Origin of the sequence: Cobetia sp. 1CM21F (genome assembly GCF_023161745.1) — a bacterium.
Lineage (GTDB): Bacteria > Pseudomonadota > Gammaproteobacteria > Pseudomonadales > Halomonadaceae > Cobetia > Cobetia amphilecti.
The window spans coordinates 395,677-422,215 of sequence record NZ_JALNTQ010000003.1; the positions used below are offsets into that span (position 1 = coordinate 395,677).

Below are 26,539 nucleotides of genomic sequence, written 5' to 3' on the forward strand. Positions count from 1 at the left end.
AAGAGACATGGCCGATAAATTTGATGTGATCGTCATTGGCGCTGGCCCTGGTGGCTATGTTGCCGCTATCCGCGCTGCTCAGCTGGGTCTGAAGACCGCCTGCGTCGAGAAGTGGGTCAACAAGGAAGGCAAGGTCGTTCACGGCGGTACCTGCCTGAACGTCGGCTGCATTCCGTCCAAGGCATTGCTGGAAACCTCGCACAAGTACGTCGAAGCGCGTGATGAATTCGCCGAACTGGGCATCAAGGCCGACGGCGTCGAGATCGACGTGGCCAAGATGATCGAGCGCAAGGCGCAGATCGTGAAGAACCTGACCGGCGGTATCTCCGGTCTGTTCAAGGCCAACGGTGTCACCGCGCTGGAAGGTACCGGCAAGGTGCTGCCGAACAAGCAGGTCGAAGTGACCGATCACGACGGTGGCAAGACGACCTACGAAGCCGAGAACATCGTCATCGCGTCCGGTTCCGTGCCGGTCGAGATTCCGCCGACGCCGCTGACCGAAGGTCTGATCGTCGATTCCACCGGCGCGCTCGAGTTCGACGAAGCGCCGAAGCGTCTGGGTGTTATCGGTGCCGGTGTCATCGGTCTCGAGCTCGGTAGCGTGTGGAGCCGTTGCGGTTCTGAAGTCACCGTGTTGGAAGCGGTCGACAGCTTCCTGCCGATGGTCGATGCGGCCGTCGCCAAGGAAGCCCAGAAGCTGCTCAAGAAGCAGGGTCTGGACATCAAGCTCGGCGCCCGTGTGACCGGTTCCGACATCAAGGACAGCGAAGTCGCCGTCAAGTACACCGACGCCAACGGCGAACAGGAACAGACCTTCGACAAGATCATCGTCGCGGTCGGCCGTCGTCCGTACACCCAGAACCTGCTCGACAGCGATGTGGGCATCAATCTGGACGAGCGTGGCTTCATTCACGTCGACGACCAGTGCGCGACCAGCGTGCCGGGCGTCTACGCCATCGGCGACGTGGTGCGTGGCCCGATGCTGGCGCACAAGGCCTCTGAAGAGGGCGTGATGGTTGCCGACATCATCGCTGGCCACAAGGCCGAGATGAACTACGACGCCATCCCGAGCATCATCTACACCTTCCCGGAAGTGGCGTGGGTCGGCAAGACCGAACAGCAAGCCAAGTCCGAAGGCATCGAAGTCAAGACCGGCAGCTTCCCGTTCGCGGCAAGCGGTCGTGCCATGGCCAACAATGCCACTGAAGGTCTGGCCAAGATCATTGCCGACGCTGAGACTGATCGCGTCCTGGGCGTTCACATCATCGGCCAGCATGCCGGTGAGCTGATCGCACAGGGTGTGACTGCCCTCGAGTTCGGCGCAAGCGCCGAAGACCTCGCACTGATCTGCACGGCTCACCCGACACTGTCGGAAGCCGTGCACGAAGCCGCGCTGGCCGTTGACGGGCATGCGATTCACATCGCAAACCGCAAGAAGCGCAAGTAAGCGTCCTTCCGAACAAGAGGCGCGTCGCCCCGGCCAGGCCGGGGCGAACGGTGGCAGTGGCATCTTGCGACTGCCGTTCGAGTCTAATGCAACCAATGGCATGACACGATGAACCTTCACGAATATCAGGCAAAACAACTTTTTGCCGACTATGGCCTGCCGGTGTCCAAGGGCTTTGCCGTTGACACCCCGGAAGACGCTGCTGAAGCGTGCAAGAAGATTGGCGGCGACAAGTGGGTCGTCAAGGCACAGGTCCACGCAGGTGGCCGCGGCAAGGCTGGCGGCGTCAAGCTGGTCGACAGCGCACAAGCCGCTTCCGACTTCGCGACCCAGTGGCTGGGCAAGAACCTGGTGACCTACCAGACTGACGAAAACGGTCAGCCGGTCACCAAGATTCTCGTCGAGAACTGCACCGACATCGCCGAAGAGCTGTACCTGGGCGCCGTCGTTGACCGCACCACTCGTCGCATCGTCTTCATGGCTTCCACCGAAGGCGGCGTGGAAATCGAGAAGGTTGCTGAAGAGACGCCGGAAAAGATCCTGAAAGCCGAGATCGATCCGCTGGTCGGCGCACAGCCGTACCAGGCGCGTGAACTGGCCTTCAAGCTGGGTCTGAACCCGACCCAGATCAAGCAGTTCACCAAGATCTTCCTGGGTCTGGCGAAGATGTTCGCCGACAAGGATTTCGCGCTGCTGGAAATCAACCCGCTGGTCATCACCGACGAAGGCAACCTCCACTGCCTCGACGGCAAGATCAACATCGACGCCAACGCCGTCTACCGTCACCCGGACCTGCAGGCGATGCACGATCCTTCTCAGGAAGACGAGCGTGAAGCGCATGCTGCCAAGTTCGAACTGAACTACGTTGCCCTCGACGGCAACATCGGCTGCATGGTCAACGGCGCAGGCCTGGCGATGGGCACCATGGACATCGTCAACCTGTCTGGCGGCAAGCCGGCCAACTTCCTCGACGTGGGTGGCGGTGCTACCAAGGAACGCGTTGCAGAAGCATTCAAGATCATCCTGTCCGACGACAACGTCAAAGCTGTTCTGGTGAACATCTTCGGCGGCATCGTGCGTTGTGACATGATCGCCGAAGGCATCATCGGTGCCGTCGAGCAGGTCGGTGTCAACGTGCCGGTCGTGGTGCGTCTGGAAGGTAACAACGCTGAACTCGGCGCCAAGAAGCTGGCCGAAAGCGGTCTGAACATCATCGCTGCTACCAGCCTGACTGACGCGGCGCAGCAGGTTGTCAAAGCTGCGGAGGGCAAGTAATGAGCATTTTGATCGACAAGAACACCAAGGTGATCTGCCAGGGCTTCACTGGCGGCCAGGGTACCTTCCACTCTGAACAAGCCATCGCCTACGGCACCAAGATGGTCGGTGGCGTGACGCCGGGCAAGGGTGGTCAGACTCACCTGGGCCTGCCGGTGTTCAACACCGTCGCCGAAGCCGTTGCCGAGACTGGCGCTGAAGCGTCCGTCATCTACGTGCCGGCACCGTTCTGCAAGGATTCCATCCTTGAAGCGGCCAATGCAGGCATCAAGCTGATCGTCTGCATCACCGAAGGCGTGCCGACTCTCGACATGCTGGAAGTCAAGGTCAAGTGCGACGAGCTGGGCGCGCGCGTCATCGGTCCGAACTGCCCGGGTGTCATCACTCCGGGTGAGTGCAAGATCGGTATCATGCCGGGTCACATCCACCAGCCGGGCAAGGTCGGTATCGTGTCTCGTTCCGGCACCCTGACCTACGAAGCCGTCAAGCAGACCACTGACCACGGTTTCGGACAGTCCAGCTGTGTCGGCATCGGCGGCGACCCGATCCCGGGTTCCAACTTCATCGACATCCTCGAGATGTTCGAGAAGGACCCGAAGACCGAAGCCATCGTCATGATCGGCGAGATCGGCGGTTCTGCTGAAGAAGAAGCTGCTGCCTACATCAAGGCGAACGTCACCAAGCCGGTCGTCTCCTACATCGCTGGTGTGACTGCGCCTCCGGGCAAGCGCATGGGCCATGCAGGTGCCATCATCTCCGGCGGCAAGGGTACTGCCGACGAGAAGTTCGCGGCTCTGGAAGCAGCTGGCGTCAAGACTGTGCGTTCACTCGCGCAGATCGGCGATGCCATCAAGGAAGTCACTGGCTGGTAAGCCATTGATCTCCTGACAGCGATCGGCGCCAAGCGGATCGCATGTCACCGAAAGGGCAGGCCCACAGGGCCTGCCCTTTTTTCGTTTCTGGCCCTTAACAGTCTCTCCCGAGTGCATGTCGGCGGGGCTGCCTGCGGCCGGTGGCGCAGGCGAGGGGCGAGGTGTTTCGGCTGATGCAGGCGGGGCAGGTGCGTTCATATCAAGCAGTTGCTAATCTGATGACTGTTCATTGGCACCTGACCAAGCGACACGTGCAGATGCCCCACGGCGCAACACGACTCACTGATAAGGATGTTCCATGCTCAAGTCATTCCCCGCCCTTACGCGCTCCGCGCGCCTGCTGGCGTTGCTGTCCCTGCCGTTGGCTGCTGGCATGCCGCTGTCTGCCAGTGCAGATTCCGGCGCGGCGGCAGCCTCCGCCCCTGAAGCTTCAGCGAGCATGCAGGTGCCTGCCAAGGGCATCGAGTCGGTGACCAGTCGTGATGATGTCGCCTCCGTCCAGGCGCGTCTCGAGACGGCGCTCAAGGCCAAGGGGTTGACGCTGTTCAGCGTCATCGATCATGAGGCGGGTGCCGAGAAGGTCGGCATGGAGCTGCCCGCGACGCATACCGTCATCTTCGGCAATCCCAAGGTGGGTACCCTGTTGATGCAGTGCAACGGGACGGCCGCCCTGGATCTGCCGCAGAAGATGCTGATTCGCGCCGTGGAGGGCGGCAGCGTGATCGAGTGGAATGACCCGCAGTACATGGCCAATCGTCATGATCTGGGCGACTGCAAGCTGCCGCTGGACAAGATCGCCGGGCTGCTCAAGGGGCTGGCCGCCGAAGCGGCGGGTCAATGAAGGCAGCGCTCATCACGTGTCGATGCTGATATCGTGAACTGACAGCGGGCGCTGCCAATCAGGCAGGACGAAAAAGCCGGACTCCTCACGGAGTCCGGCTTTTTGATGTTCCCCTGTCAAGGATCGAGTGTTGTAGGGGAGCTTGCAGGGCTGCTCGTAGAGCTCTTATAGAGCATCACCGTGCTGCTTCAGCCACTGTACGGCGCGGTCCGGGTAGTCAGTGAAGACACCATCGACCCTGGCGTCGACGAAGAAGGCGTGCAGCATGTCGTCGTAATCGCTGGCCCAGTCCGGGATGCGTCCTTCATCGAGGCGGAAGGTGTAGGGCATCACGATCAGGCCCTGCGCATGGGCTTCCTCGACCAGCGGCGTGACCTTGATGTCGTCCCGGGACGAGCTGTCCTCGATCACCATCGGCTTCCACGGCCCGATGCCATCGGCGTAGGTGGCGATGCGCTGCATGCCGCCCTCCTGATACATCCAGTCATAGTCGTAGGGCTCAAGCTTGCCAGCCGCATCCGGCTGGAAGGTCATGTCCCAGCTGGTCTCGCCCATCAGCTGCACCAGACGCAGGTCCATCTCCAGTTCGGGCTGCAGCGTGTCGTGGATGCGCTTGAGGCCATTGGGATCGAAGACCTGCACGACGGCATTGTCATCCTGCGCGACGTAGCCGTAGTGCTTGAGGGTCTCGAGTACGGCTCGCGAGACCTGCTTGCCTTCCGACTGGTGGAACCAGGGCGCCTTGATCTCCACATACAGGCCGACATCGCGTCCGGTGGAGTGATTCAGGCCCTGAATCATCTCGATCTCTTCGCTCAGGGTGTGCAGGCCGAAGTGCGACTTGCCCAGCGGGAAGCGCTCAGGATAGTCGGCGACCTGCTCACCATCCTTGACGGTGAAGCCCTCGCTGAACGACAGCTTGCGCAGCTCATCCAGCGTGAAGTCGATGGCGTAGTAGCGGCCATCATCACGCGCACGCTCGGGGAAGACCTCGGCGACATTGGTCACGCGGTCCAGGAAGCGGTCGTGCAGCACCACCAGCTGGTCATCCTTGCTCATCACCACATCCTGCTCGAGGAAGTCGGCGCCCTGGGCGTAGGCCATCGCCTTGGCCGCGAGGGTGTGCTCCGGCAGGTAGCCCGAGGCACCCCGGTGGGCGACCACGACCTTGTCGGTGCCATGGCCGGGGTCGATGCTGCGCAGGGGCCTGTCATCAGCGAGTGCCGCTGAGGTCGAGGTGGCCAGCAGCGAGCCGACCACGCCCATCATGGCCAGCGGGCGGCGAATGCGGGCGGAAGTCGGGTGACGCTGGGAAGGATGCGGCATGTGAGATCACCTTGAGCTGTGGTTATTGTATGGCCGTTCAATAAAGCCGCCTGCCAACATAACAAAGTCTTATTCATATGGCGATGATCAAGTGTTTTTCATGATGATGTCTGCAGCGCTGCTCGCTCGCCCCGTCATGTGGCTGCCGAGCGACGCTTGAGCAAGCTTCCCAGCATGCTGCGTCCCGCCATCACGAAGAACACCGGGGCGCCGGCGATCAGGTAGAAATAGAAGGTCACCGCACGCCAGATCACCACGGCCGCCGCGGCACTGGCGGCGCCGATCATCGGGCTGAGCAGGGCAGTGGAGGACAGCTCCGCGCCACCGGCACCGCCGGGCAGCAGCGTCAGCTGGCCCGCCGCCAGCGAGAGCATCTGCACGATGAAGGTCCAGCTCCAGTCGATGTCCTGCCCCAGACCGGACACGGCCAGATAGAGGATCGAGTAGCGCAGCAGCCAATGGGCACAGCAGAGCAGGAAGATCAGGCTCAGCGTCAGGCGCGGCAGGGCGAGCGTCTCGACCAGCGCATGGCGGAAGTGGATCAGGCCCCGCGCCAGCTTGACGCGTGAGCGATGGCGTACCTTGAGCCAGCGCAGCAGGCGTCCGCTGGTCTTGAGCAGGCGCCGATGATGCTTGCCCAGCGCGGCCAGCAGGCCAAAGCCGATGATCAGCAACAGCGCCGGCACGGCCAGCATCCACCCCAGGCGCAGGTCGATGGTATGCGAGAGGGCGTAGAGCCCGATGCTGGCCAGCGCCGAGAGGAAGAACAGCATGTCGGTGATCTGATCGACCGCGAATACCGCCGTGGCCTGCGCCGGGCGCACCCCCTGACGTGACAGCAGCCCCATCAGGGTAAGCGGGCCGCCACTGCCGCCGGGGGTGGCGCTGATGGCGAATTCGGTCGCCATCACCATACCGACGGCGCGCCGTTGCCCCAGGTGACCGCCACGCCCGGCCAGCAGCAGACGCAACCGGCCGGCGTTCAGGTTCCAGCACATCACGATCATGCCCAGCATCAAGAGGAAGGTGTCGAGAGGGAACTGGCGCAACTGGCCGCCCAGTCCGCTGCCGCCCAGCACCAGCGGTATCGCGATGACCATCACAAGGCCAGCACCCAGTAACCAGAGGGCACGATTCATGGCAGATTCCCGCAGCGGGTTGTCTCAAGGCCCATACGACGGGGCTCATCCGGTGGGTGGGTCTCAGGCAGCACTGTGGGCCGCCTGGTGCGAGTTCAGTTGCGTCGTATCAGACGTGGCGGGGGTGAGCAGCCCCTGCTGGGTCAGCCAGCCGATCTTGGTCATCGGCTGGCGCCCTTCATCGAGCAGGCGCTCGACCAGCGTCAGCCAATACTGGCGCGAGCGTGCATGGCGCATGTCGACCGGATGCAGGCCCAGACGCAACACCGGCGCCTGTTGCTCGCGGCTCAGCTTGCGCTGCGTCACCCACTGCGACATCAGGCGGCGTGGCGCGGAGCGTGCGCTCCACACGAGTCCGGGCGCATCGATGACCGTGAAGTCAGGCAATCGATAGAGGTGTTGGGGATCGCTGGTGTAGCGGAAGTCGAGGGACTTCAGCGCCTTGCGAGTGCCGTCACTCATCAGCCAGGCGGGGGCCACGAAGCCGTCCAATGGCCAGCCGAGACGCTTGAAGAGTGCGGCGCCTTCCAGCAGGCGTCGTCTGGCTTCGGCCTCATCGAGGGGGTAGAACTCGCCTTCCCAGGTCAGCACGCGGCGCATCAGGTAATCGCGCGGGGTGCGGGGGGCTGGCGCGTCATCGCAGTGATGGAAGCCATGCAGGGCAAGCTCGTCCCCATGTTGGCGGCGAGAGTCCAGCAGGGCGATGAATTCCGGAGCGTCTTCCAGGGCGCTGCGATGATGGAAGTCAGGCACCACCAGCCAGGTGATCGGGCAGGGGTGGTTCAGGCGCGCCTGGCAGAGGGCATCCACCTCGGCGACGAAGTCCCGGTAGTCGGTCCAGGTCTCGGGCGCGACATCATGCAGGACCAGCAGAAAGTGCTGCTTGGCAGCCGGCGATTCAGCCATGGGTCACCTCCTCGAGTACCGGTTGCATGCGAGTCCCGGTGACCGCGTGATAATGCCCGAGCAAGCCATCCACGACACGGTCCCAGGCGTGGTGCTTCTCGACATGCCGCCGCGCCTGACGACCCAGTGCGGCGGGGTCATTGGCGAAGACTTCCTGCACGGCACGCGCCATGGCATGCGGCGAGTGCGGGTTGCAGAGCTGACCGCAGCCCAGTGGCACATTCTCGGCCAGCGCGCCGGCGCGTGCCGCCACCACCGGCGTGCCGCAGGCCATGGCTTCCAGCACCACCAGACCGAAGGTTTCCTGGGTGCCGGCATGCAGCAGCACATCCACCGAGGCCACCAGACGCGCCACTTCGGTGCTGCTGCAGAAATGCCCGGTCACGCTGACATTGTCGGGCAGATGTCGCGGCATGCCCGAGCCGATCAACAGCAGATGGTAGTCGGGGCCGAGCAGGCGGGCGGCTTCCAGCAGCTCATCAAGATTCTTCTCGCGTGAGCCGCGGCCGGCGAAGGCCAGCAGGCGCACGTGGTCTTCCAGGCCAAGCTCGCGGCGCAGGCTTTCATCGCGGCAATCAGGGTGGAAGGTGGAAAGATCGACACCGAGTGGCTGGATATGGACATTGTCGACGCCGAGCCGGTCGAGCCGGTCGGCCATCACCTGGCTGGGGGCCAATACACGATCAAAGTGGCGATAGAGGCGTTTGACGTAGCGATCGACGTTGGCCCCTGACCACTCGCCCAGGCGATTGGTGATCAGGCGCGGCAGGTCCGAGTGATAGAAGCCCAGTACCGGGACATCTAGCTTGCGACCGGCATCGAGTGCCGCCCACGCCGTGACGTAAGGGTCGCCGGCCTCGATGACATCCGGCTGCAGTGCCAGCAGCGTGCTGACCCAGCCGCCCCGGCGCAGGGGGAAGCGATAGCCGTTGCCGAAGGGAATGGGTGGTGCCGGCACGCTGTAGAGGTCATCACTGACACTGGTGGTCTCGCCGGGGACCAGCAGGCTGTGACGAACATCGGGCCGCGTCCGTAGACGTCGTCGCTTGGCTTCCAGGTAGGTTCTGACCCCGCCACTGGAGGGGGCATGGAACATGGTCATGTCAGCGATATGCACACGGACTCCTCAAGACCGCTTTACCGGTCGTGCGCGATGAAGATGAATCCCGACGTCACTGCCCGCCATGGCTGCCTTGTCGTGCTTCAGGGTGCTTCAGGATGTTCGAGGAAAACGAAATCGAGCACGCAGATTCCAGCAAGCCAGTGGCAATGACGAACGAGCCTCTGGTCAAGTCATGGGGGGAACCCGACGTGAAACCAAGGGCACGAGGCATGACATGCGGTGTCGCGCGTGACGAGACGCCTCGCCACGCGATGTTCCACACTGCGGCTGGCAATGACGTTACATCAGGAGATGACTGGTCTGTGTGACAACAGGGAACAATGTTGGTGCGATGCGCTCCCGCTCTCGGACATTTGTCATCAAGCTCCTGGCATCACGCCCCTGGCATCAGGTTTACTGCGAGGGGGGAAGAAAGGCGTTTCGCCATGCTGGCGTGCTCAACAGGGAGTGCGGCAGCTGGCCTCTGGTCAGTGCTGCGCAAGAGAAGCCCTACGACAGGCAAAAAAAGACCCTGTCCGGAGCCACCGGACAGGGCAAGTGCGTGCACTACAGGAATACAGGGGGCGACAGGGGGGAGGGTCGCCGGAGCGGGCATTGCAGGGTCTAGCAGTGGATCGACTCAGTCATGTCTGGCATCCGTGCCTGGTGTTGCATGGGGTCCTGGCATCGTTATCTGTCCTGATGGAGGGAGATCGGGCGTCTTCACGCCAGTCCATGCTGGGAAAGGTGCAGGGCGCTGGGCATTGCCTGGCCAAGCTCCTGCGAGAAGGCGGCTTCCGGCTCGGCTGGGCGCTGGCTGGCGAGCAGCACAAGGCTCAGCAGCAGGCCGGCGGCCAGCAGCAGGCGGTTGCGGGTGCGGCGGCGATCACGTTCCAGCAGCATCGCGACATGTTCCATCGCTTCACGTTGGATCTCACGCTGGCGCTCCGGAGAGGTGGAGCTGCCCTCCGAGCTTCTGCCTGAGCTGCTGTCTGCTCCGGCGTCGACACGGGCATAGCTCATGGCCGGGTGACGAACGATGGCGGCATGCTCGGCCAGGTGACGCAGTGAGGTAGCTGCAGTGGAGCGATGAGTTTTCATTTCCGGGTCCTCGCATGGACGAACTTCATCAGGGACAGGCTTCAGTCATTCGCGCTTGGGTCAATCCAGTAACGCTGCAGCAGTGAAAGCAGATGTCGTGTGTCGATGTGAGGAGTATAGCGTGAGCTTCTGTTTCACAAAATTACAATTTTTCACGCTTGGCACACGATGCGTATACGTAATGCACAAGAACGAAAAACGCCCCGGGCGCAGAGCGCTCCGGGGCGTAGATGGCCGTGGCAATTGCCCGTGATGACAAGGCAGTTACATACGGCAGTGGTGGGTCGCGGCTTATTCGGCCGGACGACCTACCAGTGAGCGACGCTCTTCACGGGCTTCGGTCAAGGAGACCTTGATGATGTCGCCCAGTGAGTAACGCAGCTCGTCTTCGATGCGCACGCGGCCTTCCTTGTCATCGATCGCGACCTTCTTGCGATCGCTGTGGATCAGCGGTGCCGGAATGAAGACGCTGGCGCCATTCTCTTCCAGACGCACGCGCATGCCGCCACGACGGATGTCGATGATCTCGCCAGTGAAGACCTGCTGTTCTTCGGCGGCCTTGGTCAGGTAGCGCACGTAGAGCCAGTCCTTCACATCGCGCTCGGCCATGCGGTTGAGACGACGACGTTCGCTGAGGTGCTCGGTCAGCTGCTCGGTGGCTTCCGCCGGCGCGTCCTGGCCGAGAATCACGCGCTTGATCAAGCGGTGGTTGACCATGTCGCCGTACTTGCGGATCGGCGAGGTCCAGGTCGCGTAGGCTTCCAGCCCCAGACCGAAGTGCGGTCCCGGCTGAGCGGACATCACGGTGTAACCCTGGAAGCGACGCATGCGCACGTCCAGCCAGGTGTCTTCGCGGCTGTCCAGCTCCTGGCGGATCAGGCGGTAGCCTTCCAGGCTGCCCAGCTGTTCCGGCGTGGCGGTGATGTTCTGGCCAGCCAGGAACTCGATGGTGTCGTCGTACTTCTCCGGCGCGAAGCCCTGGTGCACGTTGAAGATACCGTGACCGATGTGCTTGGAGAGCAGACGTGCGCAGCTCAGGTTCGCGGTGATCATGGATTCTTCGATCATGCGATTGCTGATGCGGCGGTGGTCGGCACGTACGTTGAGCACGTTGCCTTCCTCATCCAGCTCGAACTCGAAGTCCGGACGCTCGCGGAAGACCTGGGAATTGCGTGCACGCCAGGCGATACGCGCCTGGGTGAAGGCTTCCAGCTGACGCAGACCTTCGGCCAGCTCTTCGGTTTCCGGCTTCCAGCTGCCTTCCTGGCCTTCGATCCAGTCGGAGACGTTGTCGTAGGTCAGGCGGTGGTGGGAGCGCATGGTGGCCGCGAAGAACTTCGGCTCGCCGATCACGCCATCGGTATCGATGTCGACGATGCACATCAGCGTCGGACGGTCTTCACCTTCCTTCAGCGAGCACAGGTCGTCGGCCAGGATTTCCGGCAGCATGGTGACGTTCTGGCTCGGCAGGTAGACGGTGAAGGAGCGCGTGCGCGCCTCTTCGTCGACACGGCTGCCTTCCGGCACGTAGGCGGTCGGGTCCGCGATGGCGATGCTCAGGGTCCAGCCGCCTTCCGGGCGCTCGACGATGTGCAGGGCGTCATCCATGTCACGCGTCTTCTCACCATCGATGGTGAAGAAGGGCACGTGGGTCATGTCTTCGCGAGTCAGGCCTTCCTCGAGCAGCGGCCAGTCAGTGCCGCCCTCCGGAGAGGCCTGTTCCAGCGCGTGACGTGCCAGGGTGACGCGCCACGGCACACGCGGGTTGTCCACGGTGGCGATGACTTCCTCGATCTGGGCGAAGAAGCTGCGGTCGTCCTTGCGCATCGGGTGACGCAGCAGACGTGCCACGACCCAGTCGCCATCATTGAGGGCTTCCTCATTGATGCCACGCTTCACACGCGCTTTCATGCGCGTGTTGATGGAGGGATGATCCGGCATCACGTTCAGGCGGCCATCACGCTTGCCGACACGAGCGACGAAGCGATCGACACCCGTCTCAATCAGCACTTCCGGCTGTACGGACTTCTTCTCACCTTCCACCTTGACGGTCGCTTCGACGGTATCGCCGTGCAGTACCTGCTTCATGGCGGGTGGCGGCACGAAGTAAGACTCGCCGTCCTCGCATTCGAGGAAGCCGAAGCCCTTGTCGGTGCCTTTGATCACCCCCGTGACACGGGGAATTTCCTGGCGGATTTGATCTTTCAGCTGCGCCAGCAGCGAATTGTTCTGCAGCATTTCGGAAGTTCTGTTGGCGGGGTCAGTGGCTCACTATACGGACATGGAGCATGGGGGGAAAGCTACCAGATGGCCCAACGCCCGCGCGGGCTGCGCGCAGGCGTGGATGAGCGGCAGGTCAAGTGTGGGCAAGCCTGGCGAAAGCGGCCTGCCGGTGCACTTTGCCACAGGCTCGGGCGCGCACTCAGTCAGCGGTCGGCGTGGCGTTCAGCAGACCCGAAACCGGCGTATCACCGTCGAACAGGGTGAAGATGGGCGCCTTGCGATGACGGCCACCGATCTCGCGGGCCTTGATCAAGCCGAGCAGGAACTCGGCGACATTGGCCCGCGAGACCTGCATCTCGTCGGAGTCACCGGCATTCTGGGTCAGCTTGCCGCTGCCGCTCTCGTTGGTGAGACGGCCGGGCTTGACGATGACGTGACGCAGGCCACTCTCGGCGAGGCACAGATCGGCCGCCTTCTTGGCCGCGAAGTAGGGGCGCATCGCCACCGGGCCGGCCAGCGGTGTCTCGGAGCGGATCGAGCTGACCTGGATCACGCGCGACAGCCCGAATTCGGCGGCCAGCTCCGCGGTGCGCATCGCACCATGCAGGTCGATGGTCAGTGTCTTGTCCGGGCCGGTATTCGGGCCGGAGCCCGCGACGAACACCGCCTGATCGCAGCCATAGAAGGCCTGGCGCATCTCGCCTTCCAGATCGCCCAGAACCGTCGGGATGCTGCGTTCATGGAACCAGCTCTGCTGCTCGGTCGAGCGGATCATCGCCACGACGGGTTCGCCGGCGGCCTGAGCCTTCTCGCAGAGTTGACGACCGATCTTGCCGTTGGCACCGATGATGAGCGTCTTGCGCATGCTGTCTGCTCCTTCGCGAATCAAATGGCGAGGCGGCTGGCGAGTGATATTGCCACTCACTGCCACGCCTCTCCTGGTACAGCAAGGTCTGCGGGCTGAGCCACGAGACTTCAAGGGGACCGTTCAATCGCGGGCATTACGCGGCGACTCGCTCGCGGGATGAAGTCTGCGATGGACAAGCATTAAAGGCGGCTGTCATCTCTGTCTGTGGCACGGGAGCCTTGCTAGGATGGCGCTGCCAGGCACGACTCCCTCAAGATTGCGCCAACGACAAGGATGCCCGATGAGCCGCATAGCCCACCCCGCCACTGATGATCACAGCGACACCGCCGCATGGCACGGCGCCGCCTTCCCTTCCGAGAGCGCGATCCGGGTCGGGCTGATCGGTTATGGCATGGCGGTGCGCACCTTCCACGCGCCCTTGATCGAGGCCACGGACGGGCTGGCGCTGGTGGCGCTGTCCACCTCGCGGCCCGAGGTCGTCAGGGCCGAGCGCCCACAGCTGGAGGTGGAGGCCACCCCGGAGGCCTTGCTTGCGCGTGATGACATCGATCTGATCATCATCGCGACGCCCAACGAGACTCACGCCCCGCTGGCCTCTGCGGCGCTGGCGGCAGGCAAGCATGTGGTCGTCGACAAGCCCTTCACGGTGACGCTTGAAGAAGGCGAGGCCCTGACCCGCCAGGCCGAGCAGGCCGGACGGGTGCTGGCGGTATTTCACAATCGGCGCTTCGATGCCGACTTCCTGACGCTGGCGGAATTGATCAACGACGGCACGCTGGGGCGCATCGCGCATCTGGAATCCCACTTCGACCGCTTCCGCCCGACGGTGCCGAACCGCTGGCGTGAGCAGGCACTGCCCGGCAGCGGCCTGTGGTATGACCTCGGCCCGCACCTGCTGGATCAGGCGCTGTGCCTGTTCGGCGAACCAAGTGCCATCCAGCTCACGCGTCGCGCCCAGCGCGAAGGCGCGGTGACCGATGATTTCTTCCACGCCGTGCTCGATTACGCCCACCATCCAAGGCACCCCGGTCTGGTGGTGGAGCTGCACGCCAGTGCACTGACGGCGGCGCCGACGGCACGCTTCGCCGCGCACGGCACCCGTGGCAGCTACGTGGTGTTCGGGCTCGACCCTCAGGAGGATTGCCTCAAGGCTGGTGACTGGCCCTCGCGTGACCCGCAGGAGCGCCAGGCGCGCCAGTGGGGGCGGGATGCGCGTCCGGGAATGCTGACTGTGCTGGAGGCCGACCCGGACGGCGCCGAAGGCGAGCAGGTGCTGGTGGGCGGCACCCATCAGGGCCGCGATGGCGACTATCCTGCCTGGTATGCGGGGCTGCGCGACTGCATTCGTGGCCAGGGCGGCAATCCGACCTCGCCTCATGAGGCGCTGCGCGTGATGAAATGGCTGGAGGCCGGCATCGCCAGCGAAGGCTGAAACCATCGAAGGCTGAAACCATCGAAGGTGAGATGACTCACGAAAGACGCGCGCCCTGAAGGCCGAATGGCCAGCAATCAGAGGCGCGCGTCTTGTTTTCGAGGTAGTGGCAGGGGAGGTCGCGGCCTGCTCAGGCTGCGTCGTCCTCGCCCTTGTCGGCCTTGCGCATGCGCGAGAACAGCTCCGCGCGCAGCTCACCGATGCGCGGCACCTCCTCGGCATGGAAGGGGATGGGGCGCAGCAGGCGCATGGCGCGCAGGCCGAGACGTGCGTTCATCAGGCCACTGCCCAGCCCCTGACCGGCCTTGGTGGAGAGCCGGCCGGCCAGATTCATCGACAGCAGGTCCATGCTGGCCTCGGCGGCCAGTTCGCTGGCACCGGCGAAGGCCATCGATGCCAGCACCTCCTTGAACAGACGCAGGCGGCTGGCATAGCCCAGCTCCAGCCCGTAGAGGCGCGACAGGCGCTCCATCATGCGCAGCCCGCGCCAGGCCACCAGACTCATGTCGACCCAGGTCAGCGGCGAGACCGCCACCATCACCGCCGTCTCGCCACTCATGCGCGAGATCAGACGCCGCGCCTCACGGTCCCGCGGCCCCAGCACGTGGAAGGCGAACAGCTCGCGGCGCTCCGAAGGGGAGTGATGCGCTTCACAGGCGGCGCGCCAGGCGCGCACGCCGGCATCATCATCGCCGAGCTTCATCTGGCGACGCAGCTGTTCGAGCAGGTCTTCCTGCTGGCTGTCGGCTTTGCCGTCTGACTTGTCCGCGTCCTCGTCAGGCGTGGCCAGCGCATCACCGCGCTGGCCAAAACCCCTTTGACCAAAACTCTCCTGGCCAAAATCATCCTGCTGATGTTCTTCCAGCTCGGCGCGCAGCGCGACGTGCTTGCGCAGGTGGCGCAGCCTGAAGAGCTCCTTGCCCAGCGCGCGGGCGCCGAGCCCGATGGCGCCAAGGCCCAGCAGGCCCCAGGCACCGGCGATCAGGTCGCCGCCCATGGCCGCCTGATAGAGCGCATGACCGGCCTCGACACCCCCGAGGGTCAGGGTGCCGAGCAGCAGCCATTTGAGGCCGCGATGACGTGGCCGGGCGCTCAGCGTCGCATCCAGTCCCGGCGTGGCGGGTTCCGGCTCGGCCGCCGCCAGGGGCTGGCTTTCCATCTCCGGCGAGAAGTGACGCGCGCCGCGCAGGGCCTCTGCCGCGCTCTCTGATGCGCTCTCGGTGGGGCGCTCGGCATAGATGGTCGAGGCGGCATCGGCCTGCGCCGAATCGGAGCTCGTGAAGCGTTTGCCCGGGCGCGGATGGCGGGATTCGGTGGTCATTTCAGGTGGTCTCCCAGCAGCCAGTCGAGCACGGCGTCCATGCGAATGTGAGGTGGCGCATTGCCATCGATCTTCGGCGGCGCGAAGTGGGGGAAGGCGAAGCGGCTTTCGGCCCAGAAATTCGGGTCGGGCAGCCGTGAGGGCACCTCGCCCGGGAACAGCAGCACGGACTCGCGGCCGGCGCCTTGCGTGTCCGAGTCGCTCGCCCCCTCGTGCTCAGCGAGCAGTTGTCCCGCCAGCGCCGGATGACGCTGACCATTCTCGACCACCTCGCGCGCCTCGCTGGCGCGGATGGCGGCGATGGTGAAGGCCTTGAGCGGCACATCGCGATAGCGCAGGCGCTTGAGCGGGTCCGCCAGCAGCTGCTCGAGCAGGTCGCGCATCGCGCCATGCTGCTCCGGCGTGACGTGGTCGGCCTTGGTGGCGGCGATGGCCAGGCGGTCGATGCGGCGATCCATCAGGCGCGCCAGCAGATGACGGCGGCCATAGGCGAAGCTGTCGAACAGCTTGTCCAGCGCACGGCTCAGGTCGCGGAAGGGCGCCGGGCCGGCATTCAGCGCGCCCAGCACGTCGATCAGCACGATCTGGCGGTCAAAGCGCCGGAAGTGGTCGTGATAGAAGGGGCGCACCACGCGGCGGCGATAGTGATCGAAGCGGCGTGCGAGGGTGCGATACAGGCTGGCTTCCGGCAGGGCGGCCAGCGCGTCGGGTGTCCAGTCACCGAGCCCCGGCAGCGGGAAGAACTGCAGCACCGGCGCTTCGTCCAGCTCGCCGGGCAGCAGGAAACGGCCCGGTGTAAGGTCGACGAAGCCACCCTTGCGGCGCGCGGCGTGCAGATAGTCGGTATAGAGGCTCGCGATCTCGGCGAGGCGGTCTTCATCCACCTCACTGTCCGGTGTCAGGCCCTCGATGGCCGCCATCCAGTCATGCGCCCAGTCGCCACGCCCGTCGGCCAGCTGGGTCTCGCACTCACTGCTCCAGCCGCTGAAGTCCTGCTCCAGCATCGGCAGGTCCAGCAGCCATTCGCCGGGATAGTCGATCAGGTCCAGCGTCAGGGTGGCGCGCTGGCTGTCGAGCATGCGCGCGGCGCGCGAGGTGGGGCGAAAGCCGATCTTGAGGCGCAGCTCGCTGATGCTGCGGGTCGGCGTCGGCCATTCGGGGCCATGCGGCGAATGCTGGCCGGACAGCGAGCGCAAGCCGGCTTCCAGCGGGAAGCGCGGAATGGAGAGGTCCGGCTGGCTGACACGTTCCGCGCCGAGCAGGCGGCCATCGCGTGCGGCGGGCAGCAGTTCCAGGCGCGCGCCGAGTCCGGCATGGCGCAGCTGTTCGATCAGCGAGACGAGAAAGGCGGTCTTGCCGGCACCGGACAGACCGGTGACGGCGAGCCGCAGCTGGCGGTCGAGACCGCGCTCCAGCAGGTCATGTGCTTCGCGGCCCACATCGCGGGCAAGCTGGCGGGCGTTGCGGGTCATGGTGTTGAACATCAGGCATTCCCTGTCAGTGGGGGCGAGGCGGCGGCGCGATGTGATGGCGTCCTGGCAGCTGATGATGAGCTGGGTGATGGCCGGCACTTGTCAGCGTGCGCCGCACGGCTCGCCATCATCCCTCTATCTGCGGGCGATCGGCGCGCAAGGCAAGCTGACGCCACGCCAGCAGGGCGATGGGCAGCAGGCAGGCGGGGATCAGCAGAAGGTTGAGCAGCGCCCAGCCCAGCGTACTGACCAGGGGGCCGGCCAGCAGCGCCGTGACCGCCCCGGTGGTGAAGACGAGGAACTCGTTGGCGGCCTGGGTGCGGGCCTTCTCGTTGGGGCGATGGCAGCGGGTCAGCAGCGTGGTGGCGGGCAGGAAGGTGAAGTTCCAGCCGATGCCGAGCAGGATGAGACCGAGGAAGAACCCCTGGGTTCCCGTCAGGTAGTCGGCGGCCAGCAGCTGTGCGGTGGCAAGGCTTGCCAGCAGAAAGCCGCAGCCGGTCACGATCATGGTGCCCGCCCCGAAGCGGGCGACCAGCCGCCCGGTGAAGAAGGACGGCAGGAACATGGCGACCACATGCCATTGAATGGTGGTGGCGACGTGATCGAAGCCGTGTCCGGCATGGGCCATGGCCAGCGGTGTGGCCGTCATCGCCAGATTCATCACCCCATAGCCGACCATCGCGCTGAGCACGGCCAGCAGGAAGGTCGGTTGACGCAGTATCACGCCCAATGGGCGTGCAGGCGCCACTGCATCATCGTCGGCTGACTGGGCGTTGCCGTCACGGGGCAGGCGGATGAAGGCCAGCAGCAACAGCGCGACCAGATAGAGCGCCCCCAGCCCGATGAAGCTGCCCAGGAAGGGAGTGTCGGCCAATGCATGACTGGTGCGTGCAAGCCACGGCCCGAAGAAGGCCGCCAGCACGCCACCGCCCATCACCAGCCCGATGGCGCGTTCGCGCTGCTCCTCCGGTGCGGCTTCCATCGCGGCGAAGCGATACAGCTGGCCGAAGCCGATACCGATGCCCACCAGCCAGGTGGCAAGCAGGAACAGCCCGAAATGCTGCAGATGCAGCGCCAGCACGGCCAGCCCCGCACCAGCCAGCCCGCACAGATTGCCGAGCACGAAGCCGCGCCGCCGCCCGAGACGAGCGGTGATCAACGAGGCGGGAATGGTGGCGCACATCAGGCCCAGCCACTGGGTGGCGACTGGCGCGGTCGACCAGCTGCTCGAGGCCAGCTGGGCACCGATCAGCGGCGAGACCGCGATCAGCAGGATGTTGCCGCTGACCAGCAAGGCCTGACACAGCGACAGCAGCGTGACGGCCAAGGGCAGGCGTGCCCGGCCGGCAGCGGGAGAAGATAGTGGCATGAAGGCGCAGCTCCGTCGGATGTCGGCGCCCGGCGCGCCTGACCTGATTATGCCTGTGCTCCGCTCAGGCGTTCCAACTCCATGCTCAGGATTGCGCTCTCGGTGAGCCTAGTCTCCCGCCCATTCCCGCAGGCTGCCCTGGCGCACGCGGCGGATGGCGTGTGACAGCTCGCCCTGCTCGGCAAGACGCTGGATGACCGCGGGCAGCGCAGCGCGGACTTGTGCGGCTGACATGCCGGGGGAAAGTTCCGGGGCATACAGCATCTTGAGCAGTACGTAATCCAGCGGGCTCAGCCAGGTATCCACCGTGACGTCACTGAAGACGGAGGGGAAGACCCTGTCCGAATCATTGGGCAGCCCCATCAACTGGGCGCTCTCCTCGACGACGCAGTCCACCAGACGCGCCTTCTGGCGGGCATAGTCCGCGGGGATCAGGATCAGGCCGCTGGTGATGGCGTGATCTGGCCCGGTCTTGAACAGCGTCAGGCACACGCCTTCACGCAGTGCCTTGCGCATGCCCGGGGTGGCGGCCTGCTGCTTGCCGACGTAGGTGGTGGCCTCGCGGGTCATGTGGTCCCGGGCGATGAAGGCGATGCGCAGGTTGGCCTCTCCGGCGGAGGACACGAAACTCAGCGGCTGGCCGGTAATGGCGGCCAGATGACGAAACTGGACCTCGCTCATCTGTCGCTGCATGCGCGAATTGCCCAGCTGCGAGTCGACCCGCACCTTGATGGGCGCCTGCCAGCGCACCAGCGAGGCGCTGTTGCCGGGTTGGTATTCACGCTTGAGTGCCACTTCCATGAAGCTGTCCGTCAGCACAGCGGCCCGCTGCCAGCGCTCGGCGGCCTGGCTCGGGCTGACGGCGGCCAGACTGGACAGCAGCAGGGCGACGCCCAGCGCCTTGAACGCCCAAGGCACCCTCAGCGAAGAAAAGAACAGCTCCTTTAACTGGCGATGGGGTAAGCAGGGCATGGGCGACCTCTTCAGGGAACATGCAGTCCAGCATGCCTGAAATGCACACGCCCCGCGTGTCCGAGAGGGCAACGCGGGGCGTGATACTCATTTGATGACGATTTGTCGTTTTGAAGCGGCGACTTTCAGGCGTCAGATGAAGGCCAGATAGATGGCGATCACCAGCACGACCAGCAGCAGCGCGCAGACCTTGGCACCTTTCCAGGGCGTCATGTCGATGGCGCCGACAGCCTGCTGGATCCACGGCTCGTCACGCGGTGCCAGCTTGCCGATGATCAGCATCATCGCGATCAGCAGCACGAACACCAGGCCGACGAAGTGGAACTCGTGGATCACGTCGAGCACGCCGGAGAAGGCCGGCACGAAGTAGACCACCCCGATCACGCTGCAACCGATCAGCAGTGCCAGGTTGGCAGCGATGGTCGGCACGCGACGCGTCAGCAGGCCCATCAGCACCACGGCGAAGATCGGGATGAAGTAGATGGCATTCATCTTCTGCAGGTAACCGAACAGGCTCTCCTGACCGGCCAGCAGCGGCGCGAGGGTCATGGAGGCGATCGCCAGCACCCAGCCGAAGCCCTTGGAGACCTTGACCACTTCCTCGTCGCTGGCATCACGACGCAGATGCGCCTTGTAGATGCCGGTGGAGAACAGCGTGGTGGTGGCGTTCAGCGCCGAGTTGAAGGACGAGAGGATCGCGCCGACCATCGCGGCGGCGAAGAAGCCGGTCAGCGGTGCGGGCAGCACATCGAACACCAGCTGGCCGTAGGCGCTGTCGGCCTTGACGCCGGAAGAGGCGTAGAGGTGATAGGCGATGATGCCGGGAATCACCAGATACAGCGGGCCCAGCAGCTTGAGGGCACCGGTCAGCAGTACGCCTTTCTGGCCCTCGGCGAGGGTCTTGGCGGCGAAGGTACGCTGGATGATCTGCTGGTTGGTACACCAGTAGAAGAAGTTGATGATCATCACGCCGGTGAACAGGGTCGAGAAGGGCACCGACTGGTCTTCACCGCCCATGGAGTTGAATTTCTCCGGATTGGCGGCGGTCAGCGTGTCCCAGCCGGCCATCACGCCCTGGCCATCACTGACGGCATCGAGGCCGAAATAGACGATCAGCATGCCGCCGATCAACAGGCCCACACCGTTCAAGGTGTCGGAGATGGCGATGGAGCGCATGCCGCCGAACAGGGCATAGATGGCGCCGATGATGCCGACCACCCAGATGGTCATCCACAGCAGTGCATTGGGCGAGCTGATGCCGGTCAGCGAGGGCAGATCCAGCATGCCCTGCAGGCCGATGGCACCGGAGTAGAGGATGATCGGCAGCAGGATCACCGCGTAGGCGAACAGGAAGATCAGGTTGGTGATCAGCTCGGTGCTGCGGCCATAGCGCAGGGCCAGCAGCTCGGGCAGGGTGGTGATGCCACTCTTGAGGAAGCGTGGCAGGAAGAACATCGCCATTACCACCATGGCCAGTACCGCCATGACTTCCCAGGCCATCACCGACAGGCCATCGGTGAAGGCGGCGCCATTCAGGCCGACCATCTGCTCGGTGGACAGGTTGGTCATCAACAGGGAACCCGCGATCAGCGGGAAGGTCAGGCTGCGTCCGGCGAGGAAATAACCGGTGGAATGCGAGGTGTCATCGCGGTGTGTCCACCACCAGGTCAAGGCAGCGACCAGGCCGGTAAAGAACACGAAAGAAACAAGTGTCAGGGCATGCATGGGGGAGGATTCCTTTAGGCGTGCGGCGGCGAATCATGAGGCGGTGGGCAGGTGACCCGGGTGGCGATTCGACGCCGATCCAGCCGTGGCGATGCAATGCACACAGCAAGCTGTGTCATCGTCCGTGAAGAGACTCACCGGTAACATTCACGGCAAGACTGGCGATAGTGTAGGTATCTCCCGATTTCTCGCTATCCGCCATTTGTAGAACATACGTTGGTTTTGAGGCGCAGCTGGCGTCGATTGAGCGTTGAGAATGAACAGGCGGTCATTGCTTCTCAGTCTCTGGTATCAGGCCTTGATCGCAGTGTCGTAAGAAGACGCATGTCACGGCTTTCGCTGCGCATTGCGGGGCAACTTTGATGCTCGATCAGAGACGCCAGCGCCCCGCCATCGGTGAAGATGACGGGGCGCTGGCGTGCTCATGTCATACGCTCATGTCGATGACATGTGGTATGCGATCGCGCTGGGCGAATGGGGCGATCAGCCGGCGAAGGCCAGATAGATCGCCATCACCAGTACCAGCAGAATGATGCTGGCGATACGCGTGCCGGCCCAGGGGGTCATGTCGATGGCACCGACGTCCTGCTGGATCCAGGGTTCGGCGCGCGGTGACAGCTTGCCGATCACCAGCATCATGGCGATCAACAGCACCAGCACGATGGCGATGAAGTGGAAGTTGTGCACTCGATCGACCAGCTCGGAAAGCGTCGGCACGAAGTAGAACAGGCCGATGACCGCGCAGCCGAGCACCAGCGCCAGATTGGCGGCGATGGCCGGCACGCGCTTGGATATCAGTCCCACCACGATCACCGCCAGCAGCGGGATGTAGTAGATGGAGTTCACCTTCTGCACGTAGACGAACAGGCTTTCCTGGGTCGCCAGCAGCGGCGCGATGGCCATCGCGGCGGCGGCCATGATCCAGCCGGCCCATTTGGAGGCCTTGACCACCTCTTCATCGCTGGCCTGCGGCTTGAGGCGTGCCTTGTAGACATCGAGGCTGAACAGGGTGGCGGTGGAGTTGAGCGCCGAGTTGAAGGACGACAGGATCGCGCCGACCATCGCCGCGGCGAAGAAGCCGGTCAGCGGCGCGGGCAGCACATCGAAGACCAGCCGGCCATAGGCGGCGTCGGCCTTGATGCCGTCACCGGCGTAGAGCTGGAAGGCGATGATGCCCGGCAGCACCAGATACAGCGGGCCCAGCAGCTTGAGGGCACCGGTCAGCAGCACGCCCTTCTGGCCCTCGGCGAGGGTCTTGGCGGCGAAGGTGCGCTGGATGATCTGCTGGTTGGTACACCAGTAGAACATGTTGAGCAGCAGCACCCCGGTGAACAGGGTCGAGACCGGCACTGACTGGTCATCGCCGCCCAGCGAATTGAGCTTCTCCGGGTGGGTCTCCTTGAGCGTCTCCCAGCCGGCGAGAATGCCATTGCCGTCGCCGACACGGTCCAGCCCGTAGTAGACGATGATCATGCCGCCGATCAGCAGGCCGATGCCGTTCAGGGTGTCGGAGATGGCGATGGAGCGCAGCCCACCGAAGAGGGCATAGATGGCACCGGCGATGCCGACGGCGATCACGGTGCCGGTCAGCAGTACCATCTGCGAGTCGATGCCGGTCAGGGCGCGCAGGTCGAGCACACCCATCAGGCCGAGGGCGCCGGAGTAGAGAATGCTGGGCAGTAGAATGATGGCGTAGGCCAGCATGAAGATCAGGTTGGCCAGTAGCTGGGTGGTGCGATCGAAGCGCAGTGCCAGCAGTTCCGGCAGGGTGGTGATACCGCTCTTGAGGAAGCGTGGCAGGAAGAACATGGCCATCGCGACCAGCGAGACCACGGCCACCACTTCCCAAGCCATCACGGAAAGGCCGTCGGTGAAGGCGGCGCCGTTGAGGCCCACCATCTGCTCGGTGGAGAGATTGGTCATCAGCAGGGAGCCTGCGATGATCGGGAAGGTCAGACTGCGTCCGGCGAGGAAATAGCCGGTGGAATGTTGATGGTCGTCACGACGGGTCAGCCACCAGGTGATCACGGCGACCAGCCCCGTGAAGAACACGAAGGAGCTCAGGGTGAGGGCGTTCATGGCATTATCCTTGTTGAACAACAGGGCTCGGAGGCCTGCTTGCTCAGCTGCCCATCGTCTGCAGGCCATGCCTCACCGTTGGCGCGCGGTACCTCGAGACACGCTGTCAGCGACCGACATCTAGCGTGCCGATCAGTGTCAAAGAAATGCCTGACCCTCACCATTGACAATTTGTCTGACATTTTTCTGCAATTGTCTGATTCATGCAGACATAGCCCGCTAGCGGCTGTCGAGCTGTCGCCATGACCAGAACGCCCCGCCTCTTGCGTGTCGATCGACAGCAGGAGGCGGGGCGTTGTCGTTGTCAGAAGCTGGTAACGGAAGCCGATAGTCAGCAGCGAGTTTCAGAAGCCGATAGTCAGCAGCGAGTGCCACATGCCGACATCATAAGCGAGTGCCAGAAACAGACACCGCTGTCAGACGCTGGCGCCGGCGGGGGTCAGCACCTGCTGGTAGAGCGAGTCGCCGTGGATGTCCTTCAGCGTCACGGTCAGCGCTTCGCTCTCGGGATCGAGATCCACCTGGCCGAAGAACTGGAAGCCCTCGTTGGGCGACATGTTGGCCCGCCCCTCAGGCGGTGCCTTCACGAATTCGAGTCTCGGCCCGAAGGTGTTGTCCAGCTCGCCGGGGCCGAAGGTGCCGGCGTGGATTGGGCCGCTGACGAATTCCCAGAACGGCGTGAAGTCCTTGAAGACGGCGCGCTCGGGCGAGTAGTGGTGCGCGGCGGTGTAGTGCACATCGGCGGTCAGCCAGACCAGATTCTGGATGTCGTGATCGCGCACGAACTTGAGCAGTTCGGCAATCTCCTGCTCGCGCCCCAGTACCTCGCCATCGCCGTTGGCGCCGTTCTCGAAGTTGTCGCCGTCACGCACCAGCAGCCCGATCGGCATGTCGGAGGCGATGACCTTCCAGGTAGCGGTGCTGGCCTTGAGTGACTGCTTGAGCCATGCCAGCTGATCGCGACCCAGGAAGTCGGTCTGTGGCCCACGTCCCGTCTGGCGGTTGGCGGAATTGGCACCGCGGAAGCTGCGCATGTCGAGCATGAACATCTCGAGCCCCGGCCCGAAGCTGAAGTTGCGGTGGATGCGCTCCGGCGCGGCTGGGCCGGTGCGCAGCGGCATGTTCTCGAGGAAGGCGCGACGCGCATTGGCGGACAGCACGTCGAGATTCTTCTCGGTGTAGCGATCATCCTCGAGAATCTCGCCCGGGTACCAGTTGTTGGTGGTCTCGTGGTCGTCCCACTGGGCGAACATCGGCACTTCAGCATTGAAGCGGCGCAGGTTCTCGTCCATCAGGTTGTAGGCGTACTGGCCACGATACTCGTCCAGCGTTTCTGCCACCTTGGACTTGGCGGGCGTGACGATATTGCGCCACAGGCTGCCGTCGTGCTGGGTGACGCTCTCCTCGAGCGGGCCATCGGCGTAGATGGTATCGCCGGAGTGCAGGAAGAAGTCCGGCTTGACCTGGCGCATGGTCTCGTAGAGGCGCAGGCCACCGAAGTCCGGGTTGATGCCCCAGCCCTGGCCGACGGTGTCACCGGACCACACGAAACGCAGCGCACGCGGTGTCTGGGCGCTCGGCGGCAACACCAGGCGACCGGCGGTGGCCTCGCTGATGGCGCGGTGGTCATCCAGCGCCGCGTAGCGCACCCGGTAGAAGACCTCGCCGCTGGCGTTGGCGCGAGTGCCGATGCGGGTCAGGTCGAGCTTGCTGGTCAGGCCGTCCGCCGGCAGGGCCACCGGGCCACGCATCTGGAAGGCGCCGCGCATCTCGGGATTGTCGGCCAGTTCGATCAGCATGCGTGCCGGCTTGTCGCTCTGGCTCCACAGCATGGCGCGGCTGGCGGTCACGTCGCCGCTCATCACGCCGGAGGGCATGCGCGGGCGCCGTCCTTCGGCCATCACGATCGCGGGAGCGCCGAGCAGGCCCGTGGTCGCCAGCAGCCCGACCCCGGCACCTTGCAGGCCACGCCCCAGCAGTTGGCGGCGGTCCATCCGTGACGGGGCGCCGGCGGGGGTGACTGGTGCAGCACCATTGCCGGCTGGCGCAGCGCTTGGCGAAGTGGGGGTTGTGGGGGTGGTTTGAGCGGCGTGGGACTTGCGAGAGGAACGCAAAGGCAGCAGATCAGACAGACGGCGGGACATGACGGGCTTCCTTGTAACGGTCTGGCGTCAGGTTGAGATAGAGAGTGGCAACATAAGTGGCAACACAAGTGACATCAGGGCACCAGCCAGCGCGGGACATGCCGCAAAGGCTGACAGCGCTGATGGGAGAGGCTACTTTCCACGCTCAAGATGAAGATCCGGTGTCAGAACCATGATCGCCCCGCGCCGCTCAGGCCCGACACTCGCAGTGCAAGGTGCCGCGCCCAGCCAGGCCTGTCGCGCGGCTGCCTTCCCGACTCCACCCAAGGACACCTCCGATGCCCCCCTCCATGCCCCCCTCCATGCCCCCCTCAAGCCCCTCGGAATCCCCGCAACCTGACGCCGCCACGCTGATCGCGGACAGCCATCCCCAGGCACGGCAGGTGCTCGATTACTGGTTCACTCAGCTGACGCCCAAGGACTGGTTTCGCAAGAGCGATGCCCTCGATGGCCAGCTGCGTGGGCGATTCGCCGCGCGCCTCGAGCAGGCGCTCGCCTGTGAGCTGTGGGAGTGGCGAGCGAGCATCGGTGGACGGCTGGCGGAAATCCTGCTGCTGGACCAGTTCGCGCGCAATATCCATCGCGATACTCCGCGCGCCTTCAGTGGCGACAACCTGGCACTCGCGCTCTCCCAGCAGGCCGTCGCGCTGGGCGACCTGGACCGCCTTCCGCTGGCCTGGCAGCCCTTCGCGATCATGCCGTGGATGCACAGCGAATCGTTGCGCATCCATGAACACGCCGAACAATTGTTCGCACGCCCCGGTCTCGAGCACACCTTGCGTTACGAGCATCTGCATGCGGACATCGTGCGTAGATTCGGCCGCTACCCGCATCGCAATGCGATTCTCGGTCGCGAGTCCACGCCGGAAGAGATCGCCTTCCTGGGCCAGCCCGGCTCCTCATTCTGACGAATGAATGATTGCCC

General features: G+C 64.2%; 20 protein-coding genes. 6 read left to right on the plus strand and 14 right to left on the minus strand.

What is annotated here, in order from left to right; all coding sequences use genetic code 11:
• Nucleotides 1-7 precede the first annotated feature (7 nt).
• From lpdA to MSG32_RS12965, 4 genes are all read left to right on the plus strand, one after another.
• Nucleotides 8-1,447, plus strand: coding sequence for a dihydrolipoyl dehydrogenase (gene lpdA / locus MSG32_RS12950; protein ID WP_248380087.1), 1,440 nt, complete (start codon nucleotides 8-10; stop codon nucleotides 1,445-1,447).
• A 108-nt stretch (nucleotides 1,448-1,555) separates the two neighbouring features.
• Nucleotides 1,556-2,722, plus strand: a complete 1,167-nt coding sequence (gene sucC / locus MSG32_RS12955) for an ADP-forming succinate--CoA ligase subunit beta (protein ID WP_043333999.1) — start codon at nucleotides 1,556-1,558, stop codon at nucleotides 2,720-2,722.
• Nucleotides 2,722-3,594 (plus strand): succinate--CoA ligase subunit alpha, encoded by an 873-nt coding sequence (sucD, locus tag MSG32_RS12960; protein ID WP_043333998.1) that lies wholly within the window; start codon nucleotides 2,722-2,724, stop codon nucleotides 3,592-3,594. The genes sucC and sucD overlap by 1 nt, the downstream gene beginning before the upstream one ends.
• Nucleotides 3,595-3,892: 298 nt before the next feature.
• A complete protein-coding gene (locus MSG32_RS12965; protein ID WP_248380089.1) occupies nucleotides 3,893-4,435 on the plus strand; it encodes a DUF302 domain-containing protein in 543 nt (180 codons plus the stop codon).
• A gap of 165 nt (nucleotides 4,436-4,600) precedes the next feature.
• On the opposite strand, the gene glpQ is transcribed toward MSG32_RS12965, so the two are convergent.
• The 7 genes from glpQ to MSG32_RS13000 all read right to left on the minus strand — a co-directional run bounded on the left by glpQ (nucleotide 4,601) and on the right by MSG32_RS13000 (nucleotide 13,097).
• Entirely contained in the window at nucleotides 4,601-5,761 is a 1,161-nt protein-coding gene (gene glpQ / locus MSG32_RS12970) for a glycerophosphodiester phosphodiesterase (protein WP_248380091.1), read from the minus strand.
• A gap of 134 nt (nucleotides 5,762-5,895) precedes the next feature.
• Nucleotides 5,896-6,900: a lysylphosphatidylglycerol synthase transmembrane domain-containing protein gene (locus MSG32_RS12975; RefSeq protein WP_131431293.1), complete on the minus strand. Its 1,005-nt coding sequence runs from the start codon at nucleotides 6,898-6,900 to the stop codon at nucleotides 5,896-5,898.
• A 63-nt stretch (nucleotides 6,901-6,963) separates the two neighbouring features.
• Nucleotides 6,964-7,806 (minus strand): polysaccharide deacetylase family protein, encoded by an 843-nt coding sequence (locus MSG32_RS12980; protein WP_248380093.1) that lies wholly within the window; start codon nucleotides 7,804-7,806, stop codon nucleotides 6,964-6,966.
• Entirely contained in the window at nucleotides 7,799-8,923 is a 1,125-nt protein-coding gene (locus tag MSG32_RS12985; protein ID WP_043333996.1) for a glycosyltransferase family 1 protein, read from the minus strand. The genes MSG32_RS12980 and MSG32_RS12985 overlap by 8 nt, the downstream gene beginning before the upstream one ends.
• A 708-nt stretch (nucleotides 8,924-9,631) precedes the next feature.
• Nucleotides 9,632-10,009: a hypothetical protein gene (locus MSG32_RS12990; protein WP_043333995.1), complete on the minus strand. Its 378-nt coding sequence runs from the start codon at nucleotides 10,007-10,009 to the stop codon at nucleotides 9,632-9,634.
• 291 nt (nucleotides 10,010-10,300) lie between these two features.
• The gene (locus MSG32_RS12995) at nucleotides 10,301-12,247 is read right to left on the minus strand and encodes an exoribonuclease II (RefSeq protein WP_248380095.1); all 1,947 of its coding nucleotides are present in this window, start codon (nucleotides 12,245-12,247) and stop codon (nucleotides 10,301-10,303) included.
• Nucleotides 12,248-12,431: 184 nt separating this feature from the next.
• Nucleotides 12,432-13,097 carry an NAD(P)-binding oxidoreductase gene (locus MSG32_RS13000; protein WP_248380097.1) on the minus strand — a complete coding sequence of 222 codons (666 nt, stop codon included), beginning with the start codon at nucleotides 13,095-13,097 and terminating at the stop codon, nucleotides 12,432-12,434.
• Nucleotides 13,098-13,380: 283 nt separating this feature from the next.
• Here MSG32_RS13000 and MSG32_RS13005 point away from each other — a divergent pair, with 283 nt between their 5' ends.
• Nucleotides 13,381-14,532: an oxidoreductase gene (locus MSG32_RS13005; protein ID WP_248380099.1), complete on the plus strand. Its 1,152-nt coding sequence runs from the start codon at nucleotides 13,381-13,383 to the stop codon at nucleotides 14,530-14,532.
• A 130-nt stretch (nucleotides 14,533-14,662) separates the two neighbouring features.
• On the opposite strand, the gene MSG32_RS13010 is transcribed toward MSG32_RS13005, so the two are convergent.
• From MSG32_RS13010 to MSG32_RS13040, 7 genes are all read right to left on the minus strand, one after another.
• On the minus strand, nucleotides 14,663-15,853 hold the full coding sequence (locus tag MSG32_RS13010; protein ID WP_248380101.1) for a TIGR01620 family protein: 1,191 nt from the start codon (nucleotides 15,851-15,853) through the stop codon (nucleotides 14,663-14,665).
• Nucleotides 15,850-17,337, minus strand: coding sequence for a YcjX family protein (locus MSG32_RS13015; RefSeq protein ID WP_248380103.1), 1,488 nt, complete (start codon nucleotides 17,335-17,337; stop codon nucleotides 15,850-15,852). Before MSG32_RS13015 ends, MSG32_RS13010 begins: the two co-directional genes overlap by 4 nt.
• Before the next feature lie 115 nt (nucleotides 17,338-17,452).
• A complete protein-coding gene (locus MSG32_RS13020; RefSeq protein ID WP_248380174.1) occupies nucleotides 17,453-18,658 on the minus strand; it encodes an MFS transporter in 1,206 nt (401 codons plus the stop codon).
• A gap of 144 nt (nucleotides 18,659-18,802) precedes the next feature.
• On the minus strand, nucleotides 18,803-19,666 hold the full coding sequence (locus tag MSG32_RS13025; RefSeq protein WP_248380105.1) for a DUF2927 domain-containing protein: 864 nt from the start codon (nucleotides 19,664-19,666) through the stop codon (nucleotides 18,803-18,805).
• Between the two features lie 132 nt (nucleotides 19,667-19,798).
• Complete coding sequence (locus tag MSG32_RS13030; protein ID WP_248380107.1) at nucleotides 19,799-21,391, minus strand: solute:sodium symporter family transporter; 1,593 nt, start codon at nucleotides 21,389-21,391, stop codon at nucleotides 19,799-19,801.
• Between the two features lie 483 nt (nucleotides 21,392-21,874).
• Nucleotides 21,875-23,470, minus strand: a complete 1,596-nt coding sequence (locus MSG32_RS13035) for a solute:sodium symporter family transporter (protein ID WP_248380110.1) — start codon at nucleotides 23,468-23,470, stop codon at nucleotides 21,875-21,877.
• A gap of 416 nt (nucleotides 23,471-23,886) precedes the next feature.
• On the minus strand, nucleotides 23,887-25,464 hold the full coding sequence (locus MSG32_RS13040; RefSeq protein ID WP_248380112.1) for an alkaline phosphatase D family protein: 1,578 nt from the start codon (nucleotides 25,462-25,464) through the stop codon (nucleotides 23,887-23,889).
• A gap of 428 nt (nucleotides 25,465-25,892) precedes the next feature.
• Between MSG32_RS13040 and MSG32_RS13045 the strand changes: the two genes are divergently transcribed.
• Entirely contained in the window at nucleotides 25,893-26,522 is a 630-nt protein-coding gene (locus tag MSG32_RS13045) for a DUF924 family protein (protein WP_248380114.1), read from the plus strand.
• Nucleotides 26,523-26,539 lie beyond the last annotated feature (17 nt).

Coding starts and splice junctions, on each gene's coding strand:
- MSG32_RS12975 (WP_131431293.1), bottom strand. CDS start 6,900: ATGAATCGTGCCCTCTGGTTACTGGGTGCTGGCCTTGTGATGGTCATC.
- MSG32_RS13040 (WP_248380112.1), bottom strand. CDS start 25,464: ATGGACCGCCGCCAACTGCTGGGGCGTGGCCTGCAAGGTGCCGGGGTC.
- MSG32_RS13005 (WP_248380099.1), top strand. CDS start 13,381: ATGAGCCGCATAGCCCACCCCGCCACTGATGATCACAGCGACACCGCC.
- sucC (WP_043333999.1), top strand. CDS start 1,556: ATGAACCTTCACGAATATCAGGCAAAACAACTTTTTGCCGACTATGGC.
- sucD (WP_043333998.1), top strand. CDS start 2,722: ATGAGCATTTTGATCGACAAGAACACCAAGGTGATCTGCCAGGGCTTC.
- MSG32_RS12980 (WP_248380093.1), bottom strand. CDS start 7,806: ATGGCTGAATCGCCGGCTGCCAAGCAGCACTTTCTGCTGGTCCTGCAT.
- MSG32_RS12995 (WP_248380095.1), bottom strand. CDS start 12,247: ATGCTGCAGAACAATTCGCTGCTGGCGCAGCTGAAAGATCAAATCCGC.
- MSG32_RS12965 (WP_248380089.1), top strand. CDS start 3,893: ATGCTCAAGTCATTCCCCGCCCTTACGCGCTCCGCGCGCCTGCTGGCG.
- MSG32_RS13045 (WP_248380114.1), top strand. CDS start 25,893: ATGCCCCCCTCCATGCCCCCCTCCATGCCCCCCTCAAGCCCCTCGGAA.
- MSG32_RS13010 (WP_248380101.1), bottom strand. CDS start 15,853: ATGACCACCGAATCCCGCCATCCGCGCCCGGGCAAACGCTTCACGAGC.
- glpQ (WP_248380091.1), bottom strand. CDS start 5,761: ATGCCGCATCCTTCCCAGCGTCACCCGACTTCCGCCCGCATTCGCCGC.
- MSG32_RS13035 (WP_248380110.1), bottom strand. CDS start 23,470: ATGAACGCCCTCACCCTGAGCTCCTTCGTGTTCTTCACGGGGCTGGTC.
- MSG32_RS13015 (WP_248380103.1), bottom strand. CDS start 17,337: ATGTTCAACACCATGACCCGCAACGCCCGCCAGCTTGCCCGCGATGTG.
- MSG32_RS12990 (WP_043333995.1), bottom strand. CDS start 10,009: ATGAAAACTCATCGCTCCACTGCAGCTACCTCACTGCGTCACCTGGCC.
- MSG32_RS13030 (WP_248380107.1), bottom strand. CDS start 21,391: ATGCATGCCCTGACACTTGTTTCTTTCGTGTTCTTTACCGGCCTGGTC.
- lpdA (WP_248380087.1), top strand. CDS start 8: ATGGCCGATAAATTTGATGTGATCGTCATTGGCGCTGGCCCTGGTGGC.
- MSG32_RS13000 (WP_248380097.1), bottom strand. CDS start 13,097: ATGCGCAAGACGCTCATCATCGGTGCCAACGGCAAGATCGGTCGTCAA.
- MSG32_RS13025 (WP_248380105.1), bottom strand. CDS start 19,666: ATGCCCTGCTTACCCCATCGCCAGTTAAAGGAGCTGTTCTTTTCTTCG.